Genomic DNA, 24,260 nt, shown 5'->3' on the forward strand with positions numbered 1-24,260 from the left:
TCGTCCAGGCCGCGGACCCATTCGGCCAGGTCGCTGATCTGCATGGCGCATGCCTCGGCGATGTTGAGGCCGTTGATGCGGGAGGAGCGGGCGGTTTCGCTGAGCCGGGTGCCGTCGCAGTCGGGGCAGGTGGTGAAGGTGACCGCGCGTTCCACGAACGCCCGGATGTGCGGTTGCATCGCCTCCTTGTCCTTCGACAGGAACGACTTCTGGATCTTGGGGATCAGCCCCTCGTAGGTGAGGTTCACGCCCTCGACCTTCACCTTGGTCGGCTCCCGGTAGAGGAAGTCGTGCATCTCCTTCTTGGTGAAGTCGCGGATCGGCTTGTTCGGGTCCAGGAAGCCCGACTCGGCGTAGACCCGGACCGTCCACCAGCTGTCCGACTTCCAGCCGGGGATGGTGAACGCGCCCTCGGCGATCGACTTGGAGTCGTCGTAGAGCTGGGTGAGGTCGATGTCGGTGACCGTGCCCCGGCCCTCGCAGCGGGTGCACATGCCGCCGGTGCGGGTGTAGGTCTGCTTCACGGCCTTGCTCGCGCCGCCGCGTTCGACCGTGATCGCACCGCTGGCCCGCACCGAGGCGACGTTGAAGGCGAACGCGCTCGGCGGGCCGATGTGCGGCTGCCCGAGCCGGCTGAACAGGATGCGCAGCATCGCGTTGGCGTCGGTGGCGGTGCCCACCGTGGAGCGGGGATCGGCCCCCATCCGCTGCTGGTCCACGATGATCGCGGTCGTCAGCCCTTCGAGCACATCGACCTCGGGCCGCGCCAGCGTGGGCATGAAGCCCTGCACGAAGGCGCTGTAGGTCTCGTTGATCAGCCGCTGCGACTCCGCCGCGATCGTGTCGAACACCAGTGAGCTCTTGCCCGAGCCGGAGACGCCGGTGAACACCGTCAGCCTGCGCTTGGGGATCTCGACGCTGACGTCCTTGAGATTGTTCTCGCGCGCGCCGTGCACGCGGATCCAATCGTGGCTGTCGGCGGCGGGCAGCGCGGGCGACCGCGTGTCCGTACTCGAGGCCGTGCTCATCCTGTCTCCTTCTCCGTCGTACGCGGGCCGCCGTCGCGGCATCCGAAGCCCGGCGTGGTCTGCCGGGCTTTGAGCAGTATGTCTGGTTTTTCCGTCGCTTTGGCCCGTGGAGCCTCCGTCAAGGCCCGGGGCGGGAGCGATGGAGCCGTGCTCATCGGTCCTGAAGCAGCCCCAGGACGTTGCCGTCGGGGTCGGTGAAGGTGGCCACCAGGCGGCCGCCGCCGACGTCGTGCACGGGCTCCTTCACGGTGGCGCCGGCCGCGGTGACCTCGGCCAGCTTCGCCTCGATGTCCGGCACGTGCCAGTAGGCGACCGGCGAGGTCATGCCCTGCGGACCGCCGCCCGGCACCAGCCCGATGTGCTGGCCCTCGGCCTCGAAGCCGACGTAGTAGGGCCCGTCGGCCTGCGGCTGCACGCCGAGCAGGGCGGAGTACACCGCCTTCGCCTTCTCCAGATCGGACACGGGGTGCAGCACGGTCTTGATCCCCTGGGTGGCAGAGCCGGTCATGGTCACTCCTGAAGTCGTGGCTCGGTACGTCCTGATCGAACGACGAAGACGACGCTAGCCGCGGCTTCGGGAGCGGCGCTTCTCGATTCCTGACCGGTTCGGGCGCCCTTCCGGATCGTCATCCGAGCAGCGCCGTGGCCATCTGCTGGATGGAGCGGGTGAAGCGGCGGGGGTCGCCGGGCGGTGTCATGTGGCGGATCAGGTCGCCGTCGAAGACGGCGAGCAGGGCGTGGGCCAGGAAGCCGGAGTCGAGATCGGGGCGTCCCTCGGCGAACAGGCCGCTGAGGTGGCCGTGCCAGAACCGGTAGCTGGGATCGTCGTACTTGTCCTCCGCGCACGCCTGCTCGTGCGCGGACAGCAGCACGGCGTTGCCTTCGGCGATGGCGCCGAGCCGGTCGAGGAAGGCGAGCATCCGGTCCCGGGCGGGGGCTCCGGGACCCAGCGGCGGGGGCCCGTTCCGGACCGCGTCGCGCAGCTCGCGCGATCTTTCCTCCAGCAGCGCCTGCAACAGCCCGGCGCGGCTGCCGAAGCGGCGGAACACGGTGCCCTTCCCGACCCCGGCCAGGGCGGCGACGCGATCCAGCGACACGTGGTCGCCCCCGCCTTCGGCCAGAAGCCGCTCGGTCGCCTGGAGCACGGCGCGGCGGTTGCGGGCCGCGTCGGCGCGTTCGGCTCGCTGCTGGGCCATCGGCATCCCCCACCAAGACGGACTGTCAGTCCGCATATGCTACCGTGCGTCAACCGGACTGCTGGTCCGGATGACGTCGTCTCCGAAGGAGCCTCGTATGGACATGCGCGCCCTCGTCGTCGATCCCGCCGCCCCCGGCTCCCTCCGGCTCGGCACGGCCCCCGAACCCCGGCCCGCCTCCGGCCAGGTGGTGCTCGATGTCCGGCACATATCGCTCAACCGCGGCGAGGTGGCCTTCGCCGGCCGCCGTCCGGCCGGAACCGTGCACGGCTACGACGCCGCCGGTGTCGTCGTACGCGCCGCCGCCGACGGCACCGGACCCGCCGTGGGCGCCAGAGTCGCGGCCTTCGGCACCGGGGCGTGGGCGCAGCGGATGGCCGTGGACACCACCGCGGTGGCCGAGGTCCCCGCCGAGGTCGGCCTCGCCGACGCCGCCGCGCTGCCGATGGCCGGGATCACCGCCCTGCGCACCCTGCGCTCCCGCCCCATCCTGGGCCGGCGGGTCCTGATCACCGGAGCGGCCGGGGGCGTCGGCCGCTACGCGGTCCAGTTGGCGGCCCTGGGCGGCGCCCATGTGATCGCCTCGGTGGGATCGCCGGCCCGCGCCGCCGGCTTGACCGGCCTCGGCGCCCACGAGGTGGTGGTCGGTCTGCAGGGCATCGACCGGCCGGTGGACCTCATCCTCGACACCGTGGGCGGGCCGCAGTTGGCCGCGGCCTGGGAACTCCTCGCCCCGGGCGGGGGTGTGAAGAACATCGGCTGGGCGTCGGACGAGCCGGCGGTGTTCGCGCCGTACTCGATGTTCTCCATCGGCCCGGCCAAGACGATGAGCACGTTCGGCGACGTCCACGAGGCCGGCCCGGATCTGGCCACCCTGCTGGGGTTCGTGGCCGCCGGGCGGCTCTCGCCGGAGGTCGGCTGGCGCGGGCCTTGGGAACGCGTCGCCGAGGCCGCCCGAGCGCTGCTGGACCGGCGCATCGCGGGCAAGGCGGTCCTGGACGTGGAACCGGCGGCGGGCTGACGGACCACGGCCGTGGGGACACCGCGGAGGGCGGCCAGGGCAATACGCCTCCAGCGGGGAAGGGTACCCCCATGACAATCAGGTTGACGCAGTACGCGCGCGGTGGCGGCTGCGCGTGCAAGATTCCGCCGGGGGAGCTGGAGGCGATGGTGTCCGGGCTGGTCAAGCCGGACGACGATCTGCTCATCGGGCTCGACGACGGCGACGACGCCGCGGTGGTGCGGCTGGACGGGGAGCGGGCGGTCGTGGCCACGGCCGACTTCTTCTCACCGGTGGTGGACGACGCGTACACGTTCGGGCGGATCGCGGCCGCCAACGCCCTGTCCGACGTGTACGCCGTCGGCGGCGAGCCGCTGCTCGCGGTGAACCTGCTGGGGTGGCCGCGGGAGACGCTGCCGATGGAGGTGGCGGCCGAGGTGCTGCGGGGCGGCGCCGAGACGGCGCGCGAGGCCGGGTGCCATGTCGCGGGCGGGCACAGCGTGGACGACGCCGAGCCGAAGTACGGCATGGCCGTCACGGGCACCGCCGATCCCGGGCGGCTGCTGCGGATCGGGGCCGGGCGGGCCGGGCAGCCGCTGTCGCTGACCAAGCCGCTCGGCCTGGGCGTGCTGAACAACCGGCACAAGGCCACCGGGGAGGTGTTCCCCGAGGCGGTCGCGGTGATGTGCGCGCTCAACCGCGACGCCGCGCGGGCGGCGCTGGCGGCGGGGGCGCGCTGCGCGACCGACGTGACCGGGTTCGGGCTGCTCGGGCACCTGTTCAAGCTGGCCCGCGCCTCGGGCGTGCGGGCGGTCGTGGACGCGTCCGCCGTCCCGTACGTCGCGGGGGCGCGCGAGGCGGTGCGCGACGGCTACGTGAGCGGCGGGACGCGGCGCAACCTGGCCTGGGTGGCGCCGCACCTCGACACCGCCGCCGGCGAGGAGGAGCTGCTGCTGCTCGCCGACGCGCAGACGTCGGGCGGGCTGCTGGTGGCCGGGGAGGTGCCGGGGGCCGCGGTCATCGGGGAGCTGGTTCCGCGCCCTCCCGGTGAGGCGACGCTGCTCGTGCGGTGACCCGCTCGCGCTGGGGGACCACGGTGTACTTGGGGTCCTCGGCGGACGCCTTTCCGGCGCGCAGCACGGCGAAGCGGGTGCAGAGCGCGCCCGCGGTCAGCGCCAGTCCCGCCACCGTGCTCAGCGCCCTGCCTGCCCTGCCTGCCCTGCCCGCCCTGCCGGCCCTGCGCGCCCGGGGCACAGCCTTGGCCGCCTCCGCCGCCGCCGCTGCCGCGCCGCCCGCGAGGGCCAGGGCGCGGGAGGCACGGACGAGACGGCCCGCGCTTCCCCGCTGATACGTCTCGGCGTGCATGCCCAGCCGGCGCAGCATGATCTCCATCGCGGCCGTCTCCGCCACCGCGCCCAGCACCGCCGCGCGCCGGGCCGGGGACGCCTCGGCGTACGGGGTGGCGAGCATGGCCAGCGCGCCCGCTCCCGCCAGCGCGCTGCCGGCGAACAGGAACGGCAGCTCGCGGCGGCCCTCGTGCCAGGCGGGCACGGCCGTGTCGGCGACCAGGACGCCGGTGTACGTCGCCATCGCCGGCCCCGTGACGGCGCCCGCGAGCGTGGCGGCGGCGCCGAGGCGGGGGAGGAGGCCGGTGATCGCCGAGCCCGCGGCGGCGGCCGTGATCGTGCCGTGGGCGGCCAGGATCCAGGAGCCGATGCTCATGGGTGAGGTGGGCTTCAGGACGCGCAGCATGTTCAGGAAGCGGTCGGGGCGGCCCAGCTCGGCGATCAGGAAGCCCGCCCCCGCGGCGGCCGAGGCCGCGGCGGTGAGCTTGGCGGTGAGCGCCAGCCGGTGGCTCCCGGACAGGTGCGCACCGGCGGCCAGCAGCGCCGACGCACCGGACACACCGCCCAGATAGAGATATGTCGGCATGTGGGGTTCATGCCAGATCGGCGATTTGATGACCGGCCTGCCGTAGTACGAACGGAAGTCGGCCTCCGGCACCATCGCCCGCTCCCCGCCCCGCCGGGACCCGTCCCCCCGCGGGGTCGCGTCCCCCCGTGCGCCGGCCTCTCCCCGTGTGTCAGCGTCCCCCCGGGAGTTCCCGTCCCCGCGCCGGTTCATCGGCCACCCCGCCTGGTGAACGAGAGCGCCGCCGTCGCCAGCATCGCCGCCGCCGCGCCCGCCGCCCAGCGCCACATCGAGGGCAGGTCGCGGGTCGTCACGACCGGGTCGGGGGGCAGGCCGTACACCTCCGGCTCGTCCATGAGCAGGAAGAACGCGCCGTCGCCGCCCACGCCGTCGCCGGGGTCGGCGCCGTACAGGCGGGCGTCCTCCCGGCCCGCCGCGTGCAGGGTCTCCACCCGCCGCTCCGCCCGCTCGCGCAGCTCGTCCAAAGGCCCGAACTGGATCGAGTCGGTGGGGCACGCCTTGGCGCAGGCGGGCTCCAGGCCGCCGCGCAGCCGGTCGTAGCACATGGTGCACTTCCAGGCCCGGCCGTCGCGCTCGCGCCGGTCGATCACCCCGTACGGGCACGCCGGGACGCAGTAGCCGCACCCGTTGCAGATGTCCGCCTGCACCACCACGGTGTCGAACTCGGTGCGGAACAGCGCCCCGGTCGGGCAGACGTCCAGGCAGGCGGCGTGCGTGCAGTGCTTGCACACGTCGGAGGCCATCAGCCAGCCGCCCTCGCCGTCGCCGGTGAACGTCTCGATGAAGGCGACGTGCCGCCACGTGCTCGCCCCCAGCGCGCCGGTGTTGTCGTACGACGTGGCGTTGAAGACGAACCCGTCGTCGGGGATCTGGTTCCACTCCTTGCACGCCACCTCGCACGCCTTGCACCCGATGCAGACGCTGGTGTCGGTGAAGAACCCCATGCGCTCACTCACGCCGGTACTCCTCGATCAGTTCGAGCAGCGACCTGCCCCGCGGCCGCCTGCCGGGAAGGATGTCGCAGGTCGTCGCCTTGCTCTCCTGGATGAAGACGTTCGGGTCCAGCACGATCGGCATCAGGTCGTTGGCCGCGTCGCCGGTCACCACGCCGCCGCCCGCCCAGCCCCAGTGGTAGGGCACGCCGACCTGGTGGATCGTCCGCCCGGCCAGCCGCAGCGGCCTGATCCGGGGGCTGACCAGCACCCGCGCCTCGATCGCGGTGCGGCTGGTGACGATGGTGGCCCAGCCGCCGTTCTCCAGCCCGGTCAGCCCGGCCAGCTCCGGCGAGACCTCGCAGAACATCTCCGGCTGCAGTTCGGCCAGGTAGGGCAGGGTCCGGCTCATGCCGCCCGCGGTGTGGTGCTCGGTCAGCCGGTACGTCGTCAGCACGTACGGGAAGCGCTCCACGCCGTCGTTGTAGGGCGTCTCGGGCCGGTGGTACGTCCGCCGGGCCGGGTTGGAGCCCACGCCGTACAGCGTGTTGCGCACCGGCGACTCGTGCGGCTCGTAGTGCGTGGGCATCGGGCCGTCCACCAGCCCCGACGGCGCGTACAGCCAGCCCTTGCCGTCGGCCTGCATCACGAACGGCGAGTCGCCGGCGATGGCGTCCTGGGCGGTCGCGCCCGGCGGCGGCCGGTAGCCGGGCGGCTTGTCCCGCTCGAAGTCGGGCACGTCGTCGCCGACCCAGGCCCCCGCCTCGGGGTCCCAGCTTATGTACGCCTTGCGCGCGCTCCACGGCCGTCCCTGCGGGTCGGCGGAGGCGCGGTTGTACAGGATGCGCCGGTTCAGCGGCCACGCCCAGCCCCACTCCGGGGCGACCAGCGACTGCTCGCGCCCCGGCTTGCGCCGCGCCGCCTGGTTGACGTCCTCGGCGTACACGCCGCAGTAGATCCAGCAGCCGCACCGCGTGGAGCCGTCGTCCTTCAGCTCCAGGTACGACGACAGCGCCTTCCCGTCGGGCCCGACCCCGTTGATCTCGCGCAGCACCGCCTCGGCCGACGGCTCCCGCGTGGGCCCGATCTCCGGGTAGGTCCAGGTCAGGTCGCGGAGCGGCCGGTCGATCTCGTCGTTGAGCAGCCGCCGCCTGATCAGCCGGCCCAGGTGGTAGAAGAACCACAGGTCGCTGCGGCAGTCGCCGGGCGGCTCCACGGCCTTCTCGCGCCACTGCAGCAGCCGCTGCGTCTGGGTGAAGGTGCCCTCCTTCTCCACGTGACTGGCGGCGGGCAGGAAGAACACCTCGGTGCCGATGTCCTGCGGGCGCATCTCGCCGGTGGCGATCTCCGGCCCGTCCTTCCAGAACGTCGCGGTCTCCACCAGCGTCAGGTCGCGCACGACGAGCCAGTCCAGGTTGGCCAGGCCCAGCCGCTGGGTGCGCCCGCCCGAGGAGCCGATCGCGGGGTTCTCGCCCACCACGAAGTACCCCTTGACCGTGCCGTCGATCTGGCCGAGCACGGTGGTGTACGTGCCGTGGTCGCCGGTCAGCCGCGGCAGGTAGTCGAAGCAGTAGTCGTTGTCCGCGGTGGCGGCCTCGCCCCACCACGCCTTGAGCAGGCTGACCACGTAGGACCGCTTGTTGCCCCAGAACCCGGTCTCCGCGCCCGCGTGCCGGAGGTAGGACTCCAGGTCCAGGTTCACCTGCGCGTGCGGCATCGGCAGGTAGCCCGGCAGGATGTTGAACAACGTCGGGATGTCGGTCGAGCCCTGGATGCTCGCGTGCCCGCGCAGCGCCAGGATCCCGCCGCCCGGCCTGCCGATGTTGCCCAGCAGGAGCTGCAGGATCGAGGCCGTGCGGATGTACTGCACGCCGACCGTGTGCTGCGTCCAGCCCACCGAGTACACCCAGGCCGTGGTGCGCTCCCTGCCGCTGTTGGCCACGACGGCCTCGGCCAGGCGCCGGAAGTCCTCCGGGGAGATGCCGCACAGCTCCTCGACCACCTCCGGCGTGTAGCGGGAGAAGTGCCGCTTGAGCACCTGGTACACGCAGCGCGGGTGGCGCAGCGTCTCGTCCCGCTCGGGCTCGGCGGGCGCGCTCGCGCCGCCGGAGCCGTACTGGTCGGGCCGCGCCGCCTCGGCGTGCACCCGCCCGCCATGGGCCCGCTCTGCCCGCTCCGGCCGCTCGCTCCCGGCGTACGCCCAGCTCGCCGGGTCGTACGCGCCCCGCTCGGGGTCGAACCCGGAGAACAGCCCGTCGAGGTCCTCGGTGTCGCGGAAGTCCTCCGAGACGATCGCGGCGGCGTTGGTGTAGGCGACGACGTACTCGCGGAAGTCGTGCTCACCCTGCAGCACGTGGTTGATCAGCGCGCCGAGCAGGACGATGTCGCTGCCCGCCCGGATCGGCAGGTGCACGTCGGCCATCGCGCTCGTACGCGTGTAGCGCGGGTCGATGTGGAACACCTTCGCGCCGCGCTCCTTGGCCTCCATCACCCACTGGAACCCCACCGGATGGCACTCGGCCATGTTGGAGCCCTGGATGACGATGCAGTCGCTGTTGACCAGGTCCTGCTGGAAGGTCGTCGCGCCGCCGCGCCCGAAGCTGGTCCCCAGACCGGGGACGGTGGAGGAGTGTCAAATACGGGCCTGGTTCTCGATCTGGATCGCGCCCAGAGCGGTGTAGAGCTTCTTCATCAGGTAGTTCTCTTCGTTGTCGAGCGTCGCCCCGCCCAGGCTCGCGATGCCCAGGGTGCGCCGCACGACAGCGCCGCCGTCGCGCTCCTGCCAGGTCTCCCTTCTCGTGGCCACGACCCGGTCGGCGATCATCTCCATCGCCGCGTCGAGGTCCAGCTCCTCCCAGTCGGTGGCGTACGGCCGCCGGTACAGCACCTTCGTGGGCCGTTCGGGCCGGGTGACGAGCTGCTTGCTCGCGGCTCCCTTCGGGCACAGCCGTCCCCGGGAGATCGGCGAGTCGGGGTCGCCCTCGATCTGGGTGACCGCGCCGTCCTTGACGTAGACGAGCTGGCCGCACCCGACCGCGCAGAAGGGGCACACCGAGCGCGCCACCGAGTCGGCCTCGCCGGTGCGGGGGACCAGGGCGTCGGTGCGCCGTGACCGCGCGGCGGCCCCGCGCCCGTCGGCGTCGCCGGGCGCGCCGCCCAGGGCGGCCCGGAGCTGCCGGTACACCGGCCAGCGCCCGATCAGGTCCCCCATCCCCACGAGCCGTGTCCTGCCCGCTCTTCCGGGACATATTCCTCTCCGGCGGCAGCGGCGGCAGCGACGGCGCCGGCGGCCCTGGCGACCTGGTACAGCGCCGAGAACCGCTGCAGCGAGGTCAGCCCGAGGCGCTCCAGGTGCAGGTAGGTGTAGTCGAGCGCGGCGTCCCCGGCGCGGGTGACCGGGCGGGGGAGCGGCCGGGAGGAGGGCGGGCGCGGGGCCGGGACCTCGGGGCGGCGGGCGTACCGGGCCAGCAGCGCCGCCCACTCGCGTACGAACGCCGCCGCCTCCTGCGTCCCCCTCTCGTGCGGCCCCGGCGCCGTGCCGTCGAGGGTGCGGAGGACGTGGCGGACCCGCTGCACCAGGCGGGTGCGGCGCAGCCGGTACTCGCGGTCGAAGGCGGCCAGGGTGCCGCCGGGGTCGGCCGACCAGGTGATGTACGCCTCCGCGTGCGCGCGGCAGGAGGCCAGCCCCTCGGCGAGCGGGCGGCCCGCGTACGCGGCGGTGAGCAGCAGGTTCACCGCCAGGTCGCGCTTGGAGTCCCGGCCGGCGCGGGCGTGGTCCAGCATCGCGAACAGCAGCGGCGTGCTGTCGGAGTAGAAGGTCGTCAGCAGCTCCACCGCGGCGTCGCCGCCCAGCACATGCCCGCGCGGGTCGAACGGCGCGTCGCGGATCGAGTTGTCCGGGTGCCAGGGGGTGAGCGGGCCCCGCTCCTGCTCCCTGATCGCCAGCAGGCGGTGCCAGGCCAGGCTCTCCCGCTGGTCCAGCACGGTGGTGGAGGGGTGCCGGCGCAGATAGTCCCCGATCACCTGGTCGATGCGGGGCCGGACGAACCCCTCCCAGGTCTGCCGGTCGGTGCGCACGTTCAGCCGCAGGTGCGGCCCCTGCCGCCAGTGCCGCAGCACGTAGGCGGCCTCCACATGCGCCCGTATCTCCCGGAACAGCGGGCGCACCGCGTCCAGCAGCAGGCCGTCCTTGTCCGGGGCGTGGTAGTAGACGTGCACGCAGTGCCACGCAGCGTGTGGGAGCGCTCCCATGAGCGCATGGTACTTCGGGGCGGCGAAGGCGTAAACGGGTCGCTCGACGACGACGTCGCCGCAAGAAAACGGTCGATACACCGCAATCATTTGCGTAATCTCCGCGTATAGTTTGCGGTATGACGCGGCGGCTTGCAGAAGTGGCGAAGAAGGTCGGGGTCTCCGAGGCGACGGTGAGCCGGGTGCTCAACGGCAAGCCCGGGGTCTCCGAGGCGACCCGCGAGGCGGTGCTGACCGCGCTGGACGTGCTGGGCTACGAGCGGCCGACGCAACTGCGCGGCGACCGGGCCCGGCTGGTGGGGCTGGTGCTGCCCGAGCTGGGCAACCCGATCTTCCCCGCCTTCGCGGAGGTGGTCGGGGGCGCGCTGGCGCAGCAGGGGTTCACCTCCCTGCTGTGCACCCGCACGGTCGGCGGGGTGCCCGAGGCCGACTACGTGGACCTGCTGCTGGCCCAGCAGGTCTCCGGCGTGCTGTTCGCGGGCGGCCTGTATGCCCAGGGCGACGCCTCCCACGAGCACTACGAGCGCCTGAGCGAGCGGGGCCTGCCGACGGTCCTGGTGAACGCGGCCGTGGAGCGGCTGGGCTTCCCCCAGGTCTCCTGCGACGACGCCGTCGCCGCCGAGATGGCCCTGGGGCACCTCGTCTCGCTGGGCCACGAGCGGATCGGCATGGTGCTGGGGCCCGCCGACCACGCGCCCTCGGCGCGCAAGCTGGAGGCGTTCTCGGCGCGGGCCGAGGCGCTGGGCGTGCCCCTGGACGGCGCGCTGGTCGAGCGGACGATGTTCTCCCTGGAGGGCGGGCACGCGGCGGCGGCCCGGCTGATCGGCAGGGGCGTGACCGGGATCGTGTGCGCCAGCGACCTGCTCGCGCTCGGCGCGATCCGGGCCGCGCGCCGGGCCGGGGTGAGCGTTCCCGGCGAGCTGTCGGTGATCGGCTACGACGACTCGGCGCTGATGAACTGCACCGACCCGCCGCTGACCACCGTGCGCCAGCCCATCGACGCCATGGGCCGGGCGGCCGTCGATCTGCTGGTGGCGCAGATCGACAAGGCCGTGGTCCCGGCCGACGAGCTGCTGTTCGAGCCCGAACTCGTGGTGCGGGCCTCGACCGGGCCGGCACGGGCCCGGCTGCTCGCTCAGCGTGATTGAGTCGTTATCTTGCAATAGTCTGTCGAAACATTGCAGAAACTTGTTCGGCCTGTTTAGGGTGTGGGGCACACGGCATCACCGCCATCACCTGGGAGGGCCTATGAGAACCGGGTACCGCGTCAGCCTGAGCCTGCTGCTGGCTGGCGGGCTGTCCCTGGCGGCCGCCTGCGGCAGCGACGGCGGCGGCGGTGAGTCCGCCACCGCGCCCGCGCAGGGGGCAGGGGCGAAGGTCACCATCACCGTCGGCTGCCAGCCGCCCAAGACGAACGCGATCGAGCGGCGCGAGTGGGACGAGGACGTGGCGGCCTTCCAGAAGCTGCACCCGAACATCGTCGTCGAGGGCAAAGACGCGTTCCCGTGCATCAACCCCGACACCTTCCAGGCCAAGCTGGCGGGCGGCACGATGGAGGACGTCTTCTACGTCTACTTCACCGACGTCGCCAAGATCATCGCCGCGGGCCAGGCGGCCGACATCACGCCGTACGTCAAGGACGTCAAGGGCTACTCCGACCTGCGCCAGGACGTCATGAGCGTCTTCTCCTCCAACGGCAAGGTGTACGGGCTGCCGCGCAACAACTACTCCATGGGGCTGGTCTACAACCGCAAGCTGTTCACCCAGGCCGGGCTCGACCCGGACAAGCCGCCGGCGACCTGGGCCGAGGTCCGCGAGGCCGCCAAGAAGATCGCCGCGCTCGGCCCCGGCTACGTCGGCTTCGGGGAGTACTCCGCCGGCAACACCGGCGGCTGGCACTTCACCGCCTCCCTGTACGCCCGCGGCGGCGAGATGGTCACCCCCGACGGCAAGCAGGCCGCCTTCAACAGCCCGCAGGGCAAGGCGGTGCTGCAGAACCTGCACGACATGCGCTGGGTGGACAACTCCATGGGCAGCAAGCAGCTCCTGCAGTGGGAGGACCTGATGCGCATGATGGGCGGCGGCAAGCTCGGCATGATGCTCGGCGCCCCCGACGTGGTGCAGGCGGTCAACAACGACTTCAAGGGCAACTTCGAGGACTACGGCGTGGCCCCGGTGCCCGAGTCCACCGTGTCGCTGTCGGGCGGCGACGGCTACATGTTCAACCCCAAGGCGTCCCCCGAGAAGATCAAGGCCGGCCTCGCCTGGCTGGAGTTCAAGTTCCTCACCCCCGGCAAGGGCCAGTTCGACTACGCGCGGGCCAAGCAGATCGGCCGTCCCGTCGGCCTGCCGTACCCCGACCTGTACGGCGACACCGCCCCCGGCAAGGAGATCCTGAAGCTGCGCGAGGAGTCGGCGACCGTGCCGACCCAGAACTACGCCGCGTACGTCGCCAAGGCCGGCACGATCACCGGCAAGCTGGAGCCGCCCAAGGCGCAGGAGCTGTACGCGATCCTGGACACCCCGATGTCGGCGGTGCTGACCCGCAAGGACGCGAACATCGACCAGTTGCTGGCCGACGCCGAGGCCAAGGCCAACAAGGTCCTGGCCAAGCAGGGCTGAGCGCCGCGGGGTCCCGGCCGCCGCGCCGGGACCCCGCCCGGGAGATCGGGAGTTTCACCGCATGACCACATTGACCGCCGGGGCGACACGGCGGCGCGACCCGGGGGCCCTGCGCCGCGGCCTGCGGCGCAACCTCACCGCGTACGGGTTCCTGTGCGGCGCGCTGATCTGCTTCGGGTTCTTCTCCTGGTACCCCATGGTCCGGGAGGTCGTGCTCGCCCTGCAGCAGACCAACTTCATCGACCCGCCCACCTGGGTGGGACTGGACAACTTCGCCACGGTGATCGAGGACCCGGTCTTCGTCAAGGCGTGGGTCAACACGCTCGCCTTCACCGGGCTGGCGCTCGTCATCGGGTACGCCGTGCCGTTCGCCGCCGCGATCGTGCTCAACGAGCTGCGGCACTGCAAGGCGTACCTGCGCTTCATCGTCTACCTGCCGGTGATGCTGCCGCCCGCGGTCGCGGTGCTGCTGTTCAAGTGGTTCTACGACCCCGGCTCCGGCCTGTTCAACCAGGTGCTCGGCGTCTTCGGCATCCCGCCGCTGGCCTGGCTCGACTCCACCTCCACCGCGCTCGTCTCGCTGGTGATCGTGTCCACCTGGATGAACCTGGGCACCGGCACCCTGATCTACCTGGCCGCGCTGCAGAGCATCCCCGGCGAGCTGTACGAGGCCGCCGAGCTGGACGGCGCCGGCCTGTTCAAGCGGATCTGGCACGTCACGATCCCGCAGACCCGGCTGATCCTGCTGGTGATGCTGCTGCTGCAGATCGTGGCGACCATGCAGGTGTTCATCGAGCCGTACCTGCTCACCGGCGGCGGCCCCGAGGACGCCACCGTCACCGTCGCGTACCTGATGTACCAGTACGCCTTCAACTACGGCCAGTGGGGCGGCGGCGGCGCGCTGGGCCTGATGCTCATGATCGTGCTGATGGTGTTCTCCGCGATCTACCTGCGCGTCTCCCGCGACCCCCAGCCCTAGGAGCGGCACCGATGTCGAACCTCACCGTCCGGCCGCGCCCGGCCCCCGCCGCGCCGGCGCAGCACTCGCGCGCGCGACGCGGGCGCCCACGGCGGCGCGGCAGGCTGTACTCCTCCCACGGCGTGCGCACCCTGGTCTCGCCGCACACGCTCACCACCCGGCGCGGCCGGGCGGCGTACTGGGCCGTGCTGATCCTGGTCGTCGTCGGCTTCACGCTGGCCTTCGTCTTCCCGTTCTTCTGGATGGTCACCGGCGCGCTGAAGTCGCCGCAGGAACTCGCCCAGATCCCGCCCGGCGTGCTGCCCGAGTCGCCCGACTGGGGGGTGTACGCCGAGGCGTGGGAACTGCTCGACCTCGGCCTGTTCCTGCGCAACACCGCCCTGTACGCCGGCGGCGCGTGGCTGTTCACCCTGGCCGTGGACGTGACGGCGGCGTACGCGCTGTCCAAGCTGCGGCCCGTGCTCGGCAAGCTGGTGCTCGGCGGGATGCTGGCCACGCTGATGATCCCGCCGATGGTGATCCTGCTGCCGGCCTACCTCACGGTCAAGGACCTGCCGATCTTCCACCTGGACCTGCTCAACACCCCGTGGGCGATCTGGCTGCCGGCCGCCGCGAACGGATTCTTCATCTTCCTGCTGAAGCGGTTCTTCGACTCCATCCCGCGCGAGCTGCTGGAGGCCGCGCAGATCGACGGCGCCTCACCGTGGCGCATCCTGTGGTCGATCGTGCTGCCGGTCTCCCGGCCGATCATCGGCGTGGTGTCGATCCTGTCGGTGGTCACGGCCTGGAAGGACTTCGTCTGGCCGCTGCTCGTGCTGCCCGACCAGGAGAAGATGCCGCTCAGCGTGGGCATCGCGTCGCTGTCGGCGCAACTGCCGCAGAACGTGCTCATCGCCGCCCTGGTCATCGCCAGCATCCCGGCGATCGTCGTGTTCTTCGTCTTCCAGCGCAGCATCATGGCCGGGCTCACGGCCGGCAGCCTCAAGGGCTGACCCGCCGTCCCGATCGCGCACCTACCAGAGAAAGTGAGAGTTCAGCATGCCCGAGACGTGGTGGCGGGGAGCCGCGATCTACCAGGTCTACCTGCGCAGTTTCGCCGACGGGAACGGCGACGGCGTCGGCGACCTGGCCGGGGCGCGGGCGCGACTGCCGTACCTCGCGGATCTGGGGATCAACGCGATCTGGCTCAACCCGTGGTACCCGTCGCCGATGGCCGACGGCGGCTACGACGTGGCCGACTACCGCGACATCCACCCCGAGTTCGGCACGCTCGCCGAGGCGGAGACCTTCATCAGGGAGGCGCACGACCTCGGCATCCGGATCATCATCGACGTGGTGCCCAACCACGGCTCCACCGAGCAGGCGTGGTTCAAGGAGGCCCTGGCCGCCGGGCCGGGCTCGGCGGCCCGCGAGCGCTTCTGGTTCCGCCCCGGCGTGGGCGACGGCCCGCCCAACGACTGGCAGTCGATCTTCGGCGGGCCGGCCTGGACCAGGGTGCCCGACGGCGAGTGGTACCTCCACCTGTTCGCGCCCGAGCAGCCCGACTTCAACTGGAACAACCCGGAGGTCGTGGCCGAGTTCCACGACGTGCTGCGATTCTGGTTCGACCGGGGCGTGGACGGCATCCGCATCGACTCCGCCGCCCTGCTGGTCAAGGACCCGGACGCCGAGCCCGACGGGCAGGACCCCTACACCGACCGCGACGGCGTGCACGAGATCTACCGTGCCTGGCGGCGGGTCGCCGAGGAGTACGACGATCGCATCCTGATCGGCGAGGTGTGGCTGCCCGACCAGGAGCGCTTCGCCCGCTACCTGCGCCCCGACGAGATGCACACCGCCTTCAACTTCGAGTTCCTGGCCTGCCCCTGGGAGGCGGGCGCGCTGCGCCGGGTCATCGACCGCACCATGGCCACGCACGTGCCGCTGGGCGCCCCGCCGACCTGGGTGCTGTCCAACCACGACGTCACCCGCCCCGTCACCAGGTACGGCCGCGCCGACACGTCCTTCGACCACGGCGACCGCGACCGCAAGCACGGCGTCTTCTCCGACCTGGAGGTCGGCTACCGCCGCGCCCGCGCCGCCGCCCTGCTCGCCATGGCCCTGCCCGGCGGCGTCTACGTCTACCAGGGCGAGGAGCTGGGCCTGCCCGAGGTCGAGGACCTGCCGGACGAGCTGCGCCAGGACCCGATGTGGACCCGCTCGGGCCACACCAACCCCGGCCGCGACGGCTGCCGCGTGCCGATCCCGTGGTCGGGCGAGGAGCCCCCGTTCGGCTACAGCACCGGCGAGCCCTGGCTGCCACAGCCGGAGAACTGGCGCAAGCTCACCGCCGAGGCCCAGGCGGTGGACCTGGACTCCATGCTCAACCTTTACCGCGACGCGCTGCGCATCCGGCGCGAGCGCCTGGGCGACGGGTCCATGAGCTGGCTGCCCTCCGCCCCCGAGGTCCTGGCCTTCACCCGCGACAGCGGCCTGACCTGCGTCGTCAACCTGGGACCGGCCGCGGTCCCGCTTCCCCCGCACGACCGCGTCCTGCTCGCCAGCGGCCCCCTGGACGCCGGCGCCCTGCCCCCCGACACCGCCGCCTGGCTCATCTGACCCGTCCGCGACTCGCCCCGCCGCCAACGCCCCGCCGCCAACGACGAGGGGCCGAGGGGGACGAGGGGCCGAGGGGGCCGAGGGGGCTCAAGGGGGATAGGGCTGATGGGGCCGAGTGGGCGTGGGGCTCATGGGGCCGCGTCCGGGGAGGAAGGGGCGGGAGGGCGTCACGCCCGCGCGGGTTGCCGCACCCGCTCCATCCCGCCCCGCCGGAGATCCACCCTCGCCCGGACGCTCCCACGACGAGTGCCGTGCCCGTGAGACGGGCACGGCACTCGGTCACCTGGTGAAGCGGCGCGGCGTCCTCAGCGCTTGGCCGCGCGGGCCTTGACCGGCTTGGCGTCGGTCATCGGCTTGGCCGCGGTCATCGGCTTGGCGGCGTTGAGCGGGGCCGCGCTGGCGCGGCGCTCGTCCCCGTCGTTGAAGGGCCAGAAGTTCTTCTTCTCCCACCACTGGTCGCCGTCCTTCCACGGCCAGATGGCGGACTTGTGGGACTCGTCCTTGTCGTCGTCGTCCCACTTGTGCCAGGGGTGGTCGGAGTCGTCGTTCTTGTCCCAGTACCAGGCGTCGTTGTTCGAGTCCTCGTCGTTCGAGTCCTCGTCGTGGCCCCAGTCCTTGTTCTGGTCCCAGTCCTTGTTCTTGTCCCAGTCCTTGTTGTGGTCCCAGTCCTTGTCGTCGTGCCAGTCCTTGTCCTCGTGCGGGTCCTTGGCCGGCGGCTTCGGCTGGGTCTCGGACTCGGCCGGGGGCTGCGGGCGGTTCTTGTGCTTGACGCCCTTGTTGCCCTTGTCGTGCCTGTCGTCGTGGAAGTCGTCGTCGAAGTCGTCGTGGTGGTGGTGACGCCCGCAGTGGTGACGGTCCCAGCGGCCCCAGCCGTGGTGGTGGCCGAAGCCGTGGCAGTGGTGGCGGTGACCCCAGCACCGGCCACCCCACCAGCGACCGCCCCAGCCCCTGCAGCCGCGCCAGCCGCCGAGGACCGGCTTCTCGCCGGCCGGGGCGAGAGAATGGGAGTTGACGGTCTCCGCGCGTGGAGCGTTGGCGGTGGCCGCCTCCGGATATGACATTGCGAGAGCGGCTCCGGCCATCGTGGTGACGGCCAGGGCCAGAACGCGCCTACCGGAGCGGCGCGTCCATCCCTTGGTGAGAGAAGTCATCTGATTCCCGTGTCAATCGCGATCCCGGGGGACCGGACTCTGGTTTCCGCCCCGCAATGGCGGAGCGGAACAGGGGATACCCGGTTTCACATGGGGTGACGCGAGCAATCCGTTTACAATTGGCAATGGAACCGAATGCAATTGGAAACGCCCGTTTATTAGCTCGAATCGGACTTTTCGCAAATGGCGATGAAGGGAGGTTTGGGGGGTTTGTCGGGGCGGATGAATTTTTTGCGATGTGGCGAAACGGCGGTTGATCGGATTCCGGTCGCAATAGGGGTAACCATCCGGATGTGATCAGGAACCTGCAGCCCACCCTCGTCCTCCTCCTCGCCCTGGCGGGCATCACCGCGGCCGCCGAATCGCGCCCCGCCCACGCCGCCCCGGCACCGCCCGGCCGGGACTCCGGCCCGCACCGGGACCCCGACGACCTGTACGACTCCGGTGACCTGTACGACTCGGGCGACCTGTACGACTCCGGCTACCCGTACGACCCGGATGACCTGTACGACTCCGGCGAACGCGCCGAAGGCGGCGCGAAGAGCGGCGGGAAGGGCGGTGCGAAGGGGGATGCGAAGAGCGGCGCGAAAGGCGGCGCGAAAGGCGACGGCACCCGGTACGACGACCTCGTCCCCATCCCGGAACCGGATCTGGCCGCCGAGCCGGACGTCGAGGTGGACGTCGCGCCGGACGTCGAGCCGCTTCCCGCGCCGGTGCGCGTACCCGTGCCCAAGCCTGTGCCCGAAACCGTGCTCAAGTCCGTGCCCGTCGCGCCCCGCCCGCTGCCGCAGGCGGCCGAGGGGGACAAGCGGCGTCCCGAGTCGCACAAGCAGCACAAACGCCACGACCAGGGCGACCGGCGTGACCGGCACGAGGGGCGCGAGCAGGACGTGCCCGCCGTGCTGCGCCCCGGCGACCGCGGCCAGGCGGTGCGCCGCCTCCAGGCCCGGCTGAGCCGGCTCGGCTACGACCCGGGCCGGATCAACGGCGTGTACGGCGACGAGACCAGGTTCGCGCTGTGGGCCTTCCAGAAGACCCAGGGCCTGATGCCCCGCAACGACGTGCGGCCCGAGGTGTGGGCCGCGCTGGAACGGCCGAGGCCGCCCCGCGTCCTCGCCCGCGCCACCTCAGGGCGCCGGGTGGAGATCGACCTGACCCGCCAGATCCTGACCCTCTACCAGGGCCGCAAGCCGGTGCTGATCTCGCATATCTCCAGCGGCGCCGAGGTCAGGTACTGCCACAACGGGCACTGCGGCGACGCGGTCACCCCGACCGGCGACTTCCGCTTCTACCGGCGCGCCGCCGGCTGGACGACCGGCCCGCTCGGCTCGATGTACAACTCGCTGTACTTCAGCGGCGGCATGGCCGTGCACGGCTCCACCAGGGTGCCGCTGCGCCCCGCCTCGCACGGGTGCGTACGCATGCCGCTGCACGTCGCCGACCGCTTCTACCGGATCGCGCAGATCGGCGACCCGGTGCACGTCCGCGGCAGCATCCGGCCCCGGCGCTGAGATCGCGGCGCTGAGGGTCGGCGCCGAGGTCGCGGCGCTGACACCTCCCCCTGACCGACCGTCGGGGGGTTCTGACTTGACGCTCGGCGGCGGGCGATGGTGATCTCTAAGGCGGTTGGTTCTGCACGTGGACTGAACGAGCGCGAGGAGGACCATGACCGCCGCCGGACGGCAGCACGCCTGCCAGGTCGCCGCCACCACCCCCAGGGTGCGGCGGGACGAGGTGCCCGGGCACCTGGTGGGCCCGTTGCAGCAGTTGCTCGACGGCGCACCCGACACGATCGCGTGCCGGCGGCTGAGCATGTCGCAGCGCACGTTCAGCAGGCGCGTGGCCGAGCTGCTGGACCACCTGGGCGCCACCACGCGCTTCCAGGGCGGCGTCGAGGCCGTACGCCGCGGCTGGGTCGAGATCGGCCCCGGTTTGGAGCCCGGTCTGCAGCCCGGCCTGGAGCCGGAGCGGCGTACGGCGGACTGACCGCGGCCGGCGCCAGGGCCACGAGCGTCTGCGACGGGTGCGGGTCCTCGGATCGCCCGGCACGGCCGGCCGCGCGCGGCCCTAGGCTTCCCCGCGGCGGGCCCGCCGGAGGCCCGTACCGCACCTTCGGGAGGCACCGTGGCCCTGTTCGACCTGCCGATCGACGACCTGCGCGCGTACGCGCCGCCGCGCGAGGAGCCCGCCGGGTTCGACGCGTTCTGGAGCGAGACGCTCGCCGAGGCACGGGCGCACGACCTCGACCCCGTGCTCACCCCGCAGGACGTCCCGTTCGACCTGGTGGACGTGGCGGAGATCGCGTTCTCGGGGTTCGGCGGGCACCGGATCGGCGGCTGGTTCATCGTCCCCCGCCGCCCCGCCGACGCCGGGCCGCTGCCGTGCGTGGTGCGCTACCTGGGCTACCAGATGGGCCGCGGCTACCCGCACCAGTGGCTCGACTACCCGGCCGCGGGCTTCGCCACCCTGGTCATGGACACCCGGGGGCAGGGCGGCGGCTCGGGGGTGCCGGGCCGCACCCCCGACCCGTACGGCGGCACCACCGCCGAGGTGCCCGGCTTCCTCACCCGCGGCCTGAGCTCCCCGTACGACTACTACTACCGCCGCGTGTACGTTGACGCCGTGCGCGCCGTCGAGGCCGCGGCGGCGCTGCCCGGGGTCGATCCCGGCCGGATCATGGTGGCCGCGGGCAGCCAGGGCGGCGGCGTCGGGCTGGCCGTGGCCGGGCTGATCCCCGAGGCGCTGCGCGCGGTCTTCCTCGACGTGCCCTCGCTGGTGCTGTTCCGCCGGGCCACCGAGATCAGCAACACCGGCTCGCGCGCCGAGATCGCGGAGTACCTGCGCACCCACCGCGCGAGCGTCGAGGAGGTCTTCGGGGTGCTCGGCTTCTTCGACGGCGTCAACTTCGCCCCACGCGCCACCGTGCCCGCCTGGTTCTCGGTGGGGCTGATGGACCAGGTCTGCCCGCCCTCCACGGTCTTCGCCGCCTACAACCACTACGCCGGGCCCAAGGAGATCCGCGTGTGGCCGTACAACGGGCACGAGGGCGGCGGCCCGGCGCAGGAGGCCGCCAACCTCGCCCGCGCCCGCCTCCTCCTGGGCACGGGCTGACCGGGCTCGGGCTGACCGGGCTCGGGCTGAGTGGGGTGCGGGCCGGCCGGGTGCGGGCCGGCCGGGCGTGGGCCGAGCCCGCATACCGGCGCCTCGCGGGCCCAAGACGCGGGCGGCCTTCTGCGTCAGGATGGGGCCACGGTCCCTCGGGGCCGGGTTTCCCCATACAGGACCTACGGTTCCGACGGGAGGCGTGGGTGGACATCGTCATCGGGGTCGTCGGCCCCCATGATCTCGTGGACGACGTGGCCGCCACGTGCGAGGAGCGCCCGGGGGTGCGGGCGCTGCGGCTGGACTACGAGCGCGAGGCGGAGGCGCCCGCGATCGTGGAGGCCCACGCGGGCGCGGTCGAGGGCTGGCTGTTCACCGGCGCCGTGCCGCACACGCCGGCGCGGGAGGCCGGCCTGCTGTCCCTCCCCGCCGCGTACGTGGACTACGCCGGGGCCACGCTGCTCGGCGCGCTGGTGCGGTTGCAGCACGCCGGGCACGACGTGACCAGGGTCACCGTGGACACGCTGCCCGCCGCCGCCGTCACCGCCACCTTCGCCGAGGCCGGGCTGCCGGTCGGCGGGGTGCGCACGCTGCCGTACCGCAGCGGCATGACGCCCGGGACGGCGCTGGCCTTCCACCGGCGCGGCGCCCGGCACCCGGCCATCACCTGCCTGCCGTCGGTGCGCGAGGCGCTGCACGGCGAGATGCCGGTGCTGCGCCTGGTGCCCTCCTCCCACTCGGTGCGCGAGGCCCTGCGCCGGGTGGTGACGGAGGCCGGGTGCCGGGCCCGGGAGGACGCCCAGGTCGCGATCGGGCTGGTGGAGACCGAGGTGGAGGAGGGCCTGCTGCGCGAGAGCGCCGCGCTGGGCGGCACCCTGGTGGCCTACCGCGGCGGGCTGCACATGGTGGTGACCACCCGCGGGCCGCTGCGCGAGGCCACCGGCGGGTTCGCCTCGCTGCCCATGCTGACGCGCCTGGCCACGCGCAACGCGTACGCGCGGGCGGGCTTCGGGCTGGGCCGCACCGCGGCCGAGGCCGAGAGCCTGGCCCGCCGGGCGCTGGCCCGCGCCCGGCGCATCGGCGGCGTGGTGGCGGTGCTGTCGCTGCACGCCGGCACCGACATCGTGCTCGACTCCACCGCCGCGCCCGCGCCCGCGCGGAGCCTGAACCTGATCGCGCGCCGGGTCGGGCTGTCGGTGTCCACCCTGGAGAAGCTGATCGAGGCCCGGGAGGCGGTGGGCGGCGAGCCGGTGACCACCCGCGAGATCGCCGGGCGGCTGGCCGTCCAGCAGCGCACCGCCCGGCGCATGCTGCACCGACTGGAACTGGCGGGCCTGGCCGAGCGGACCGGCAACCTGACCAGCGGCACCAGCGGCCGGCCCCTGACGATGTACCGGCTGACCCTGTGACAGAGCCGGCCTTGCGCCAGGACCGGCGCATGATTAGGTGAAACGGGAGGAGCGCCACGTTGTATGGCGAGTCCGGCATGCGGCGCCGATCTTGGGCCGCTACCGTGAGGGGATGATGATGGGGGATATCCGCTTGGACAGCCTCAACGGAGCCTCGCCCTTTCCGCCCATCGCGGACTACGGGTTCCTGTCCGACTGCGAGGTGACCGCCCTGGTGGCGCCGAGCGGCGACGTGGAGTGGCTGTGCGTGCCGCGCCTGGACTCGCCCAGCGTGTTCGGCGCCATATTGGACCGCGGCGCGGGGCGCTTCCGCCTCGGGCCGGCCGGGGTCAGGGTGCCCGCCGCCCGGCGCTACCTGCCCGGCACGATGGTGCTGGAGACGAGCTGGCACACCCCGACGGGCTGGATCATCGTCCGCGACGTGCTGCTGATCGGGCCCTGGCACCACACCGACGAGCTGTCGCGCACGCACCGCCGGGCGCCCACCGACTACGACGCCGACCACGTGCTGCTGCGCACCGTCCGCTGCGTGAGCGGCGAGGTGCAGGTGACGCTGGACTGCGAGCCGATGTTCGACTACGGCCGCCACCACGCGCGGTGGAGCTACACCGACCGCGGCTATCACCAGGGCGTGGCCACGGCGGACGGCGCCGACGTCGGCGTGGAGCTGCGGCTCACCACCGACATGCGCCTGGGCTTCGAGGGCGGCCGGGCCATGGCCCGCACGCTGCTCAAGCAGGGCGAGACCCGCTTCTGCGCGCTGTCGTGGACCGAGCACGAGCCCCCGTACACCTACGAGGACGCCTACAGAAGGCTGGTGTGGACCGCGCACCACTGGCAGCACTGGCTGGCCCGGGGCGAGTTCCCCGACCACCCCTGGCGCGGCTTCCTGGAGCGCAGCGCGCTCACCCTCAAGGGGCTCACCTTCGCCCCCACCGGCGCCCTGGTCGCGGCGGCCACCACCTCGCTGCCGGAGACGCCGGGCGGCGTGCGCAACTGGGACTACCGCTACACCTGGATCAGAGACTCCACCTTCGCGCTGTGGGGCCTGTACACGCTGGGCTTCGACTGGGAGGCCGACGACTTCTTCTGGTTCGTCGCCGACGTCGCCGAGCGCGACGAGGACCTGCAGATCATGTACGGCGTGGACGGCGAGCGCGACCTGACCGAGCAGACCCTGGACCACCTGCACGGCTACGACGGCGCCCGCCCGGTGCGGGTCGGCAACGGCGCCTACGACCACCGTCAGAACGACGTGTGGGGCGCGGTGCTCGACTCCTTCTACATCCACGTCAAGTCGCGCGACGGCCTCGACGAGCGGATCTGGCCGATCCTGCGCCGCCTGGTGGAGTCGGCCATCGCGCACTGGCGCGAGCCCGACCGCGGCATCTGGGAGGTGCGCGGCGAGCCGAAGCACTTCACCTCCTCCAAGGTGATGTGCTGGGTGGCGGCCGACCGGGGCGCGCGCCTGGCCCGGCTGCGCGAGGAGCCCGAGCTGGCCGCGCGGTGGCAGGCGGTGGCCGACGAGATCCACGCCGACGTGTGCGCCAACGGCGTGTCCGAGCGCGGGGTGTTCACCCAGCACTACGAGACCGACGCGCTGGACGCCTCGCTGCTGCTGATCCCGCTGTTCCGGTTCCTGCCGGCCGACGACCCGCGCGTGCGCGCCACGGTGCTGGCCATCGCCGAGGAGCTGACGGTGGAGGACCTGGTGCTGCGCTACATCGTCAAGGAGACCGACGACGGCCTGAGCGGCGAGGAGGGCAGCTTCACGATCTGCTCGTTCTGGCTGGTGTCGGCGCTGGTCGAGATCGGTGAGCTGCCCCGGGCTCGCAGGCTGTGCGAGAAGCTGCTGTCCTTCGCCAGCCCGCTCGGCCTGTACGCCGAGGAGATCAACCCGGTCAACGGCCGTCACCTGGGCAACTTCCCGCAGGCGTTCACCCACCTGGCCCTGATCAACGCCATCATCCACATCATCAAGGCCGAGGAGCGCGAGGCCGCCGTCTCCTACGGCGGCGTCACCCCGCCCCCGGTCTAGCCGAGAACCTTCGCCCGCCGCC

19 protein-coding genes and 1 pseudogene are annotated in these 24,260 nt (G+C 72.5%); 12 read left to right on the forward strand and 8 right to left on the reverse strand.

Annotated elements, in window-relative coordinates; translation table 11 throughout:
- The 3 genes and pseudogenes from HNP84_RS49535 to HNP84_RS49545 form a co-directional block, all read right to left on the reverse strand.
- Nucleotides 1–1,028: pseudogene (locus tag HNP84_RS49535) on the reverse strand (excinuclease ABC subunit UvrA); the annotation flags it as partial.
- Between the two features lie 151 nt (nt 1,029–1,179).
- Complete coding sequence (locus HNP84_RS49540) at nt 1,180–1,536, reverse strand: VOC family protein (RefSeq protein ID WP_185057132.1); 357 nt, start codon at nt 1,534–1,536, stop codon at nt 1,180–1,182.
- Between the two features lie 118 nt (nt 1,537–1,654).
- Nucleotides 1,655–2,224 carry a TetR/AcrR family transcriptional regulator gene (locus tag HNP84_RS49545; protein WP_185057133.1) on the reverse strand — a complete coding sequence of 190 codons (570 nt, stop codon included), beginning with the start codon at nt 2,222–2,224 and terminating at the stop codon, nt 1,655–1,657.
- Nucleotides 2,225–2,321: 97 nt separating this feature from the next.
- On the opposite strand from HNP84_RS49545, the gene HNP84_RS49550 reads away from it, so the two are divergent.
- Both HNP84_RS49550 and selD read left to right on the forward strand, forming a co-directional pair.
- The gene (locus HNP84_RS49550; RefSeq protein WP_246519622.1) at nt 2,322–3,245 is read left to right on the forward strand and encodes a zinc-binding dehydrogenase; all 924 of its coding nucleotides are present in this window, start codon (nt 2,322–2,324) and stop codon (nt 3,243–3,245) included.
- A gap of 71 nt (nt 3,246–3,316) precedes the next feature.
- Nucleotides 3,317–4,297 carry a selenide, water dikinase SelD gene (selD, locus tag HNP84_RS49555; protein ID WP_185057134.1) on the forward strand — a complete coding sequence of 327 codons (981 nt, stop codon included), beginning with the start codon at nt 3,317–3,319 and terminating at the stop codon, nt 4,295–4,297.
- On the opposite strand, the gene nrfD is transcribed toward selD, so the two are convergent.
- From nrfD to HNP84_RS49580, 4 genes are all read right to left on the reverse strand, one after another.
- Nucleotides 4,242–5,231, reverse strand: a complete 990-nt coding sequence (gene nrfD, locus HNP84_RS49560) for an NrfD/PsrC family molybdoenzyme membrane anchor subunit (RefSeq protein WP_185057135.1) — start codon at nt 5,229–5,231, stop codon at nt 4,242–4,244. The genes selD and nrfD overlap by 56 nt on opposite strands.
- A gap of 113 nt (nt 5,232–5,344) precedes the next feature.
- Nucleotides 5,345–6,100: a 4Fe-4S dicluster domain-containing protein gene (locus HNP84_RS49565; protein ID WP_185057161.1), complete on the reverse strand. Its 756-nt coding sequence runs from the start codon at nt 6,098–6,100 to the stop codon at nt 5,345–5,347.
- Nucleotides 6,101–6,104: 4 nt separating this feature from the next.
- On the reverse strand, nt 6,105–9,305 hold the full coding sequence (fdh, locus tag HNP84_RS49570) for a formate dehydrogenase (RefSeq protein ID WP_312927432.1): 3,201 nt from the start codon (nt 9,303–9,305) through the stop codon (nt 6,105–6,107).
- On the reverse strand, nt 9,287–10,339 hold the full coding sequence (locus tag HNP84_RS49580) for a thiopeptide maturation pyridine synthase (RefSeq protein WP_185057136.1): 1,053 nt from the start codon (nt 10,337–10,339) through the stop codon (nt 9,287–9,289). The genes fdh and HNP84_RS49580 overlap by 19 nt, the downstream gene beginning before the upstream one ends.
- Nucleotides 10,340–10,458: 119 nt before the next feature.
- Between HNP84_RS49580 and HNP84_RS49585 the strand changes: the two genes are divergently transcribed.
- From HNP84_RS49585 to HNP84_RS49605, 5 genes are all read left to right on the forward strand, one after another.
- Nucleotides 10,459–11,487 (forward strand): LacI family DNA-binding transcriptional regulator, encoded by a 1,029-nt coding sequence (locus tag HNP84_RS49585; RefSeq protein WP_185057137.1) that lies wholly within the window; start codon nt 10,459–10,461, stop codon nt 11,485–11,487.
- 100 nt (nt 11,488–11,587) lie between these two features.
- Nucleotides 11,588–12,961: an ABC transporter substrate-binding protein gene (locus tag HNP84_RS49590; RefSeq protein ID WP_185057138.1), complete on the forward strand. Its 1,374-nt coding sequence runs from the start codon at nt 11,588–11,590 to the stop codon at nt 12,959–12,961.
- A gap of 61 nt (nt 12,962–13,022) precedes the next feature.
- Nucleotides 13,023–13,940 carry a carbohydrate ABC transporter permease gene (locus HNP84_RS49595; RefSeq protein WP_185057139.1) on the forward strand — a complete coding sequence of 306 codons (918 nt, stop codon included), beginning with the start codon at nt 13,023–13,025 and terminating at the stop codon, nt 13,938–13,940.
- Between the two features lie 11 nt (nt 13,941–13,951).
- Complete coding sequence (locus HNP84_RS49600) at nt 13,952–14,932, forward strand: carbohydrate ABC transporter permease (protein WP_185057140.1); 981 nt, start codon at nt 13,952–13,954, stop codon at nt 14,930–14,932.
- A gap of 46 nt (nt 14,933–14,978) precedes the next feature.
- Nucleotides 14,979–16,538 (forward strand): glycoside hydrolase family 13 protein, encoded by a 1,560-nt coding sequence (locus tag HNP84_RS49605; protein WP_185057141.1) that lies wholly within the window; start codon nt 14,979–14,981, stop codon nt 16,536–16,538.
- A 305-nt stretch (nt 16,539–16,843) separates the two neighbouring features.
- Here the strand turns inward: HNP84_RS49605 and HNP84_RS49610 are convergent, their stop codons facing one another.
- Nucleotides 16,844–17,599 (reverse strand): hypothetical protein, encoded by a 756-nt coding sequence (locus HNP84_RS49610; RefSeq protein ID WP_185057142.1) that lies wholly within the window; start codon nt 17,597–17,599, stop codon nt 16,844–16,846.
- Nucleotides 17,600–17,982: 383 nt separating this feature from the next.
- Here HNP84_RS49610 and HNP84_RS56615 point away from each other — a divergent pair, with 383 nt between their 5' ends.
- From HNP84_RS56615 to HNP84_RS49635, 5 genes are all read left to right on the forward strand, one after another.
- Nucleotides 17,983–19,200 (forward strand): L,D-transpeptidase family protein, encoded by a 1,218-nt coding sequence (locus HNP84_RS56615; protein ID WP_185057143.1) that lies wholly within the window; start codon nt 17,983–17,985, stop codon nt 19,198–19,200.
- A 154-nt stretch (nt 19,201–19,354) separates the two neighbouring features.
- On the forward strand, nt 19,355–19,675 hold the full coding sequence (locus tag HNP84_RS49620; protein WP_185057168.1) for a hypothetical protein: 321 nt from the start codon (nt 19,355–19,357) through the stop codon (nt 19,673–19,675).
- 138 nt (nt 19,676–19,813) lie between these two features.
- Nucleotides 19,814–20,800: an acetylxylan esterase gene (locus HNP84_RS49625; protein WP_185057144.1), complete on the forward strand. Its 987-nt coding sequence runs from the start codon at nt 19,814–19,816 to the stop codon at nt 20,798–20,800.
- Between the two features lie 197 nt (nt 20,801–20,997).
- Complete coding sequence (locus HNP84_RS49630; RefSeq protein ID WP_185057145.1) at nt 20,998–22,200, forward strand: response regulator; 1,203 nt, start codon at nt 20,998–21,000, stop codon at nt 22,198–22,200.
- A gap of 133 nt (nt 22,201–22,333) precedes the next feature.
- A complete protein-coding gene (locus HNP84_RS49635) occupies nt 22,334–24,238 on the forward strand; it encodes a glycoside hydrolase family 15 protein (protein ID WP_246519623.1) in 1,905 nt (634 codons plus the stop codon).
- Nucleotides 24,239–24,260: the final 22 nt, after the last annotated feature.

It is taken from the genome of Thermocatellispora tengchongensis (assembly GCF_014202315.1).
In the GTDB taxonomy this organism is placed as follows: domain Bacteria; phylum Actinomycetota; class Actinomycetes; order Streptosporangiales; family Streptosporangiaceae; genus Thermocatellispora; species Thermocatellispora tengchongensis.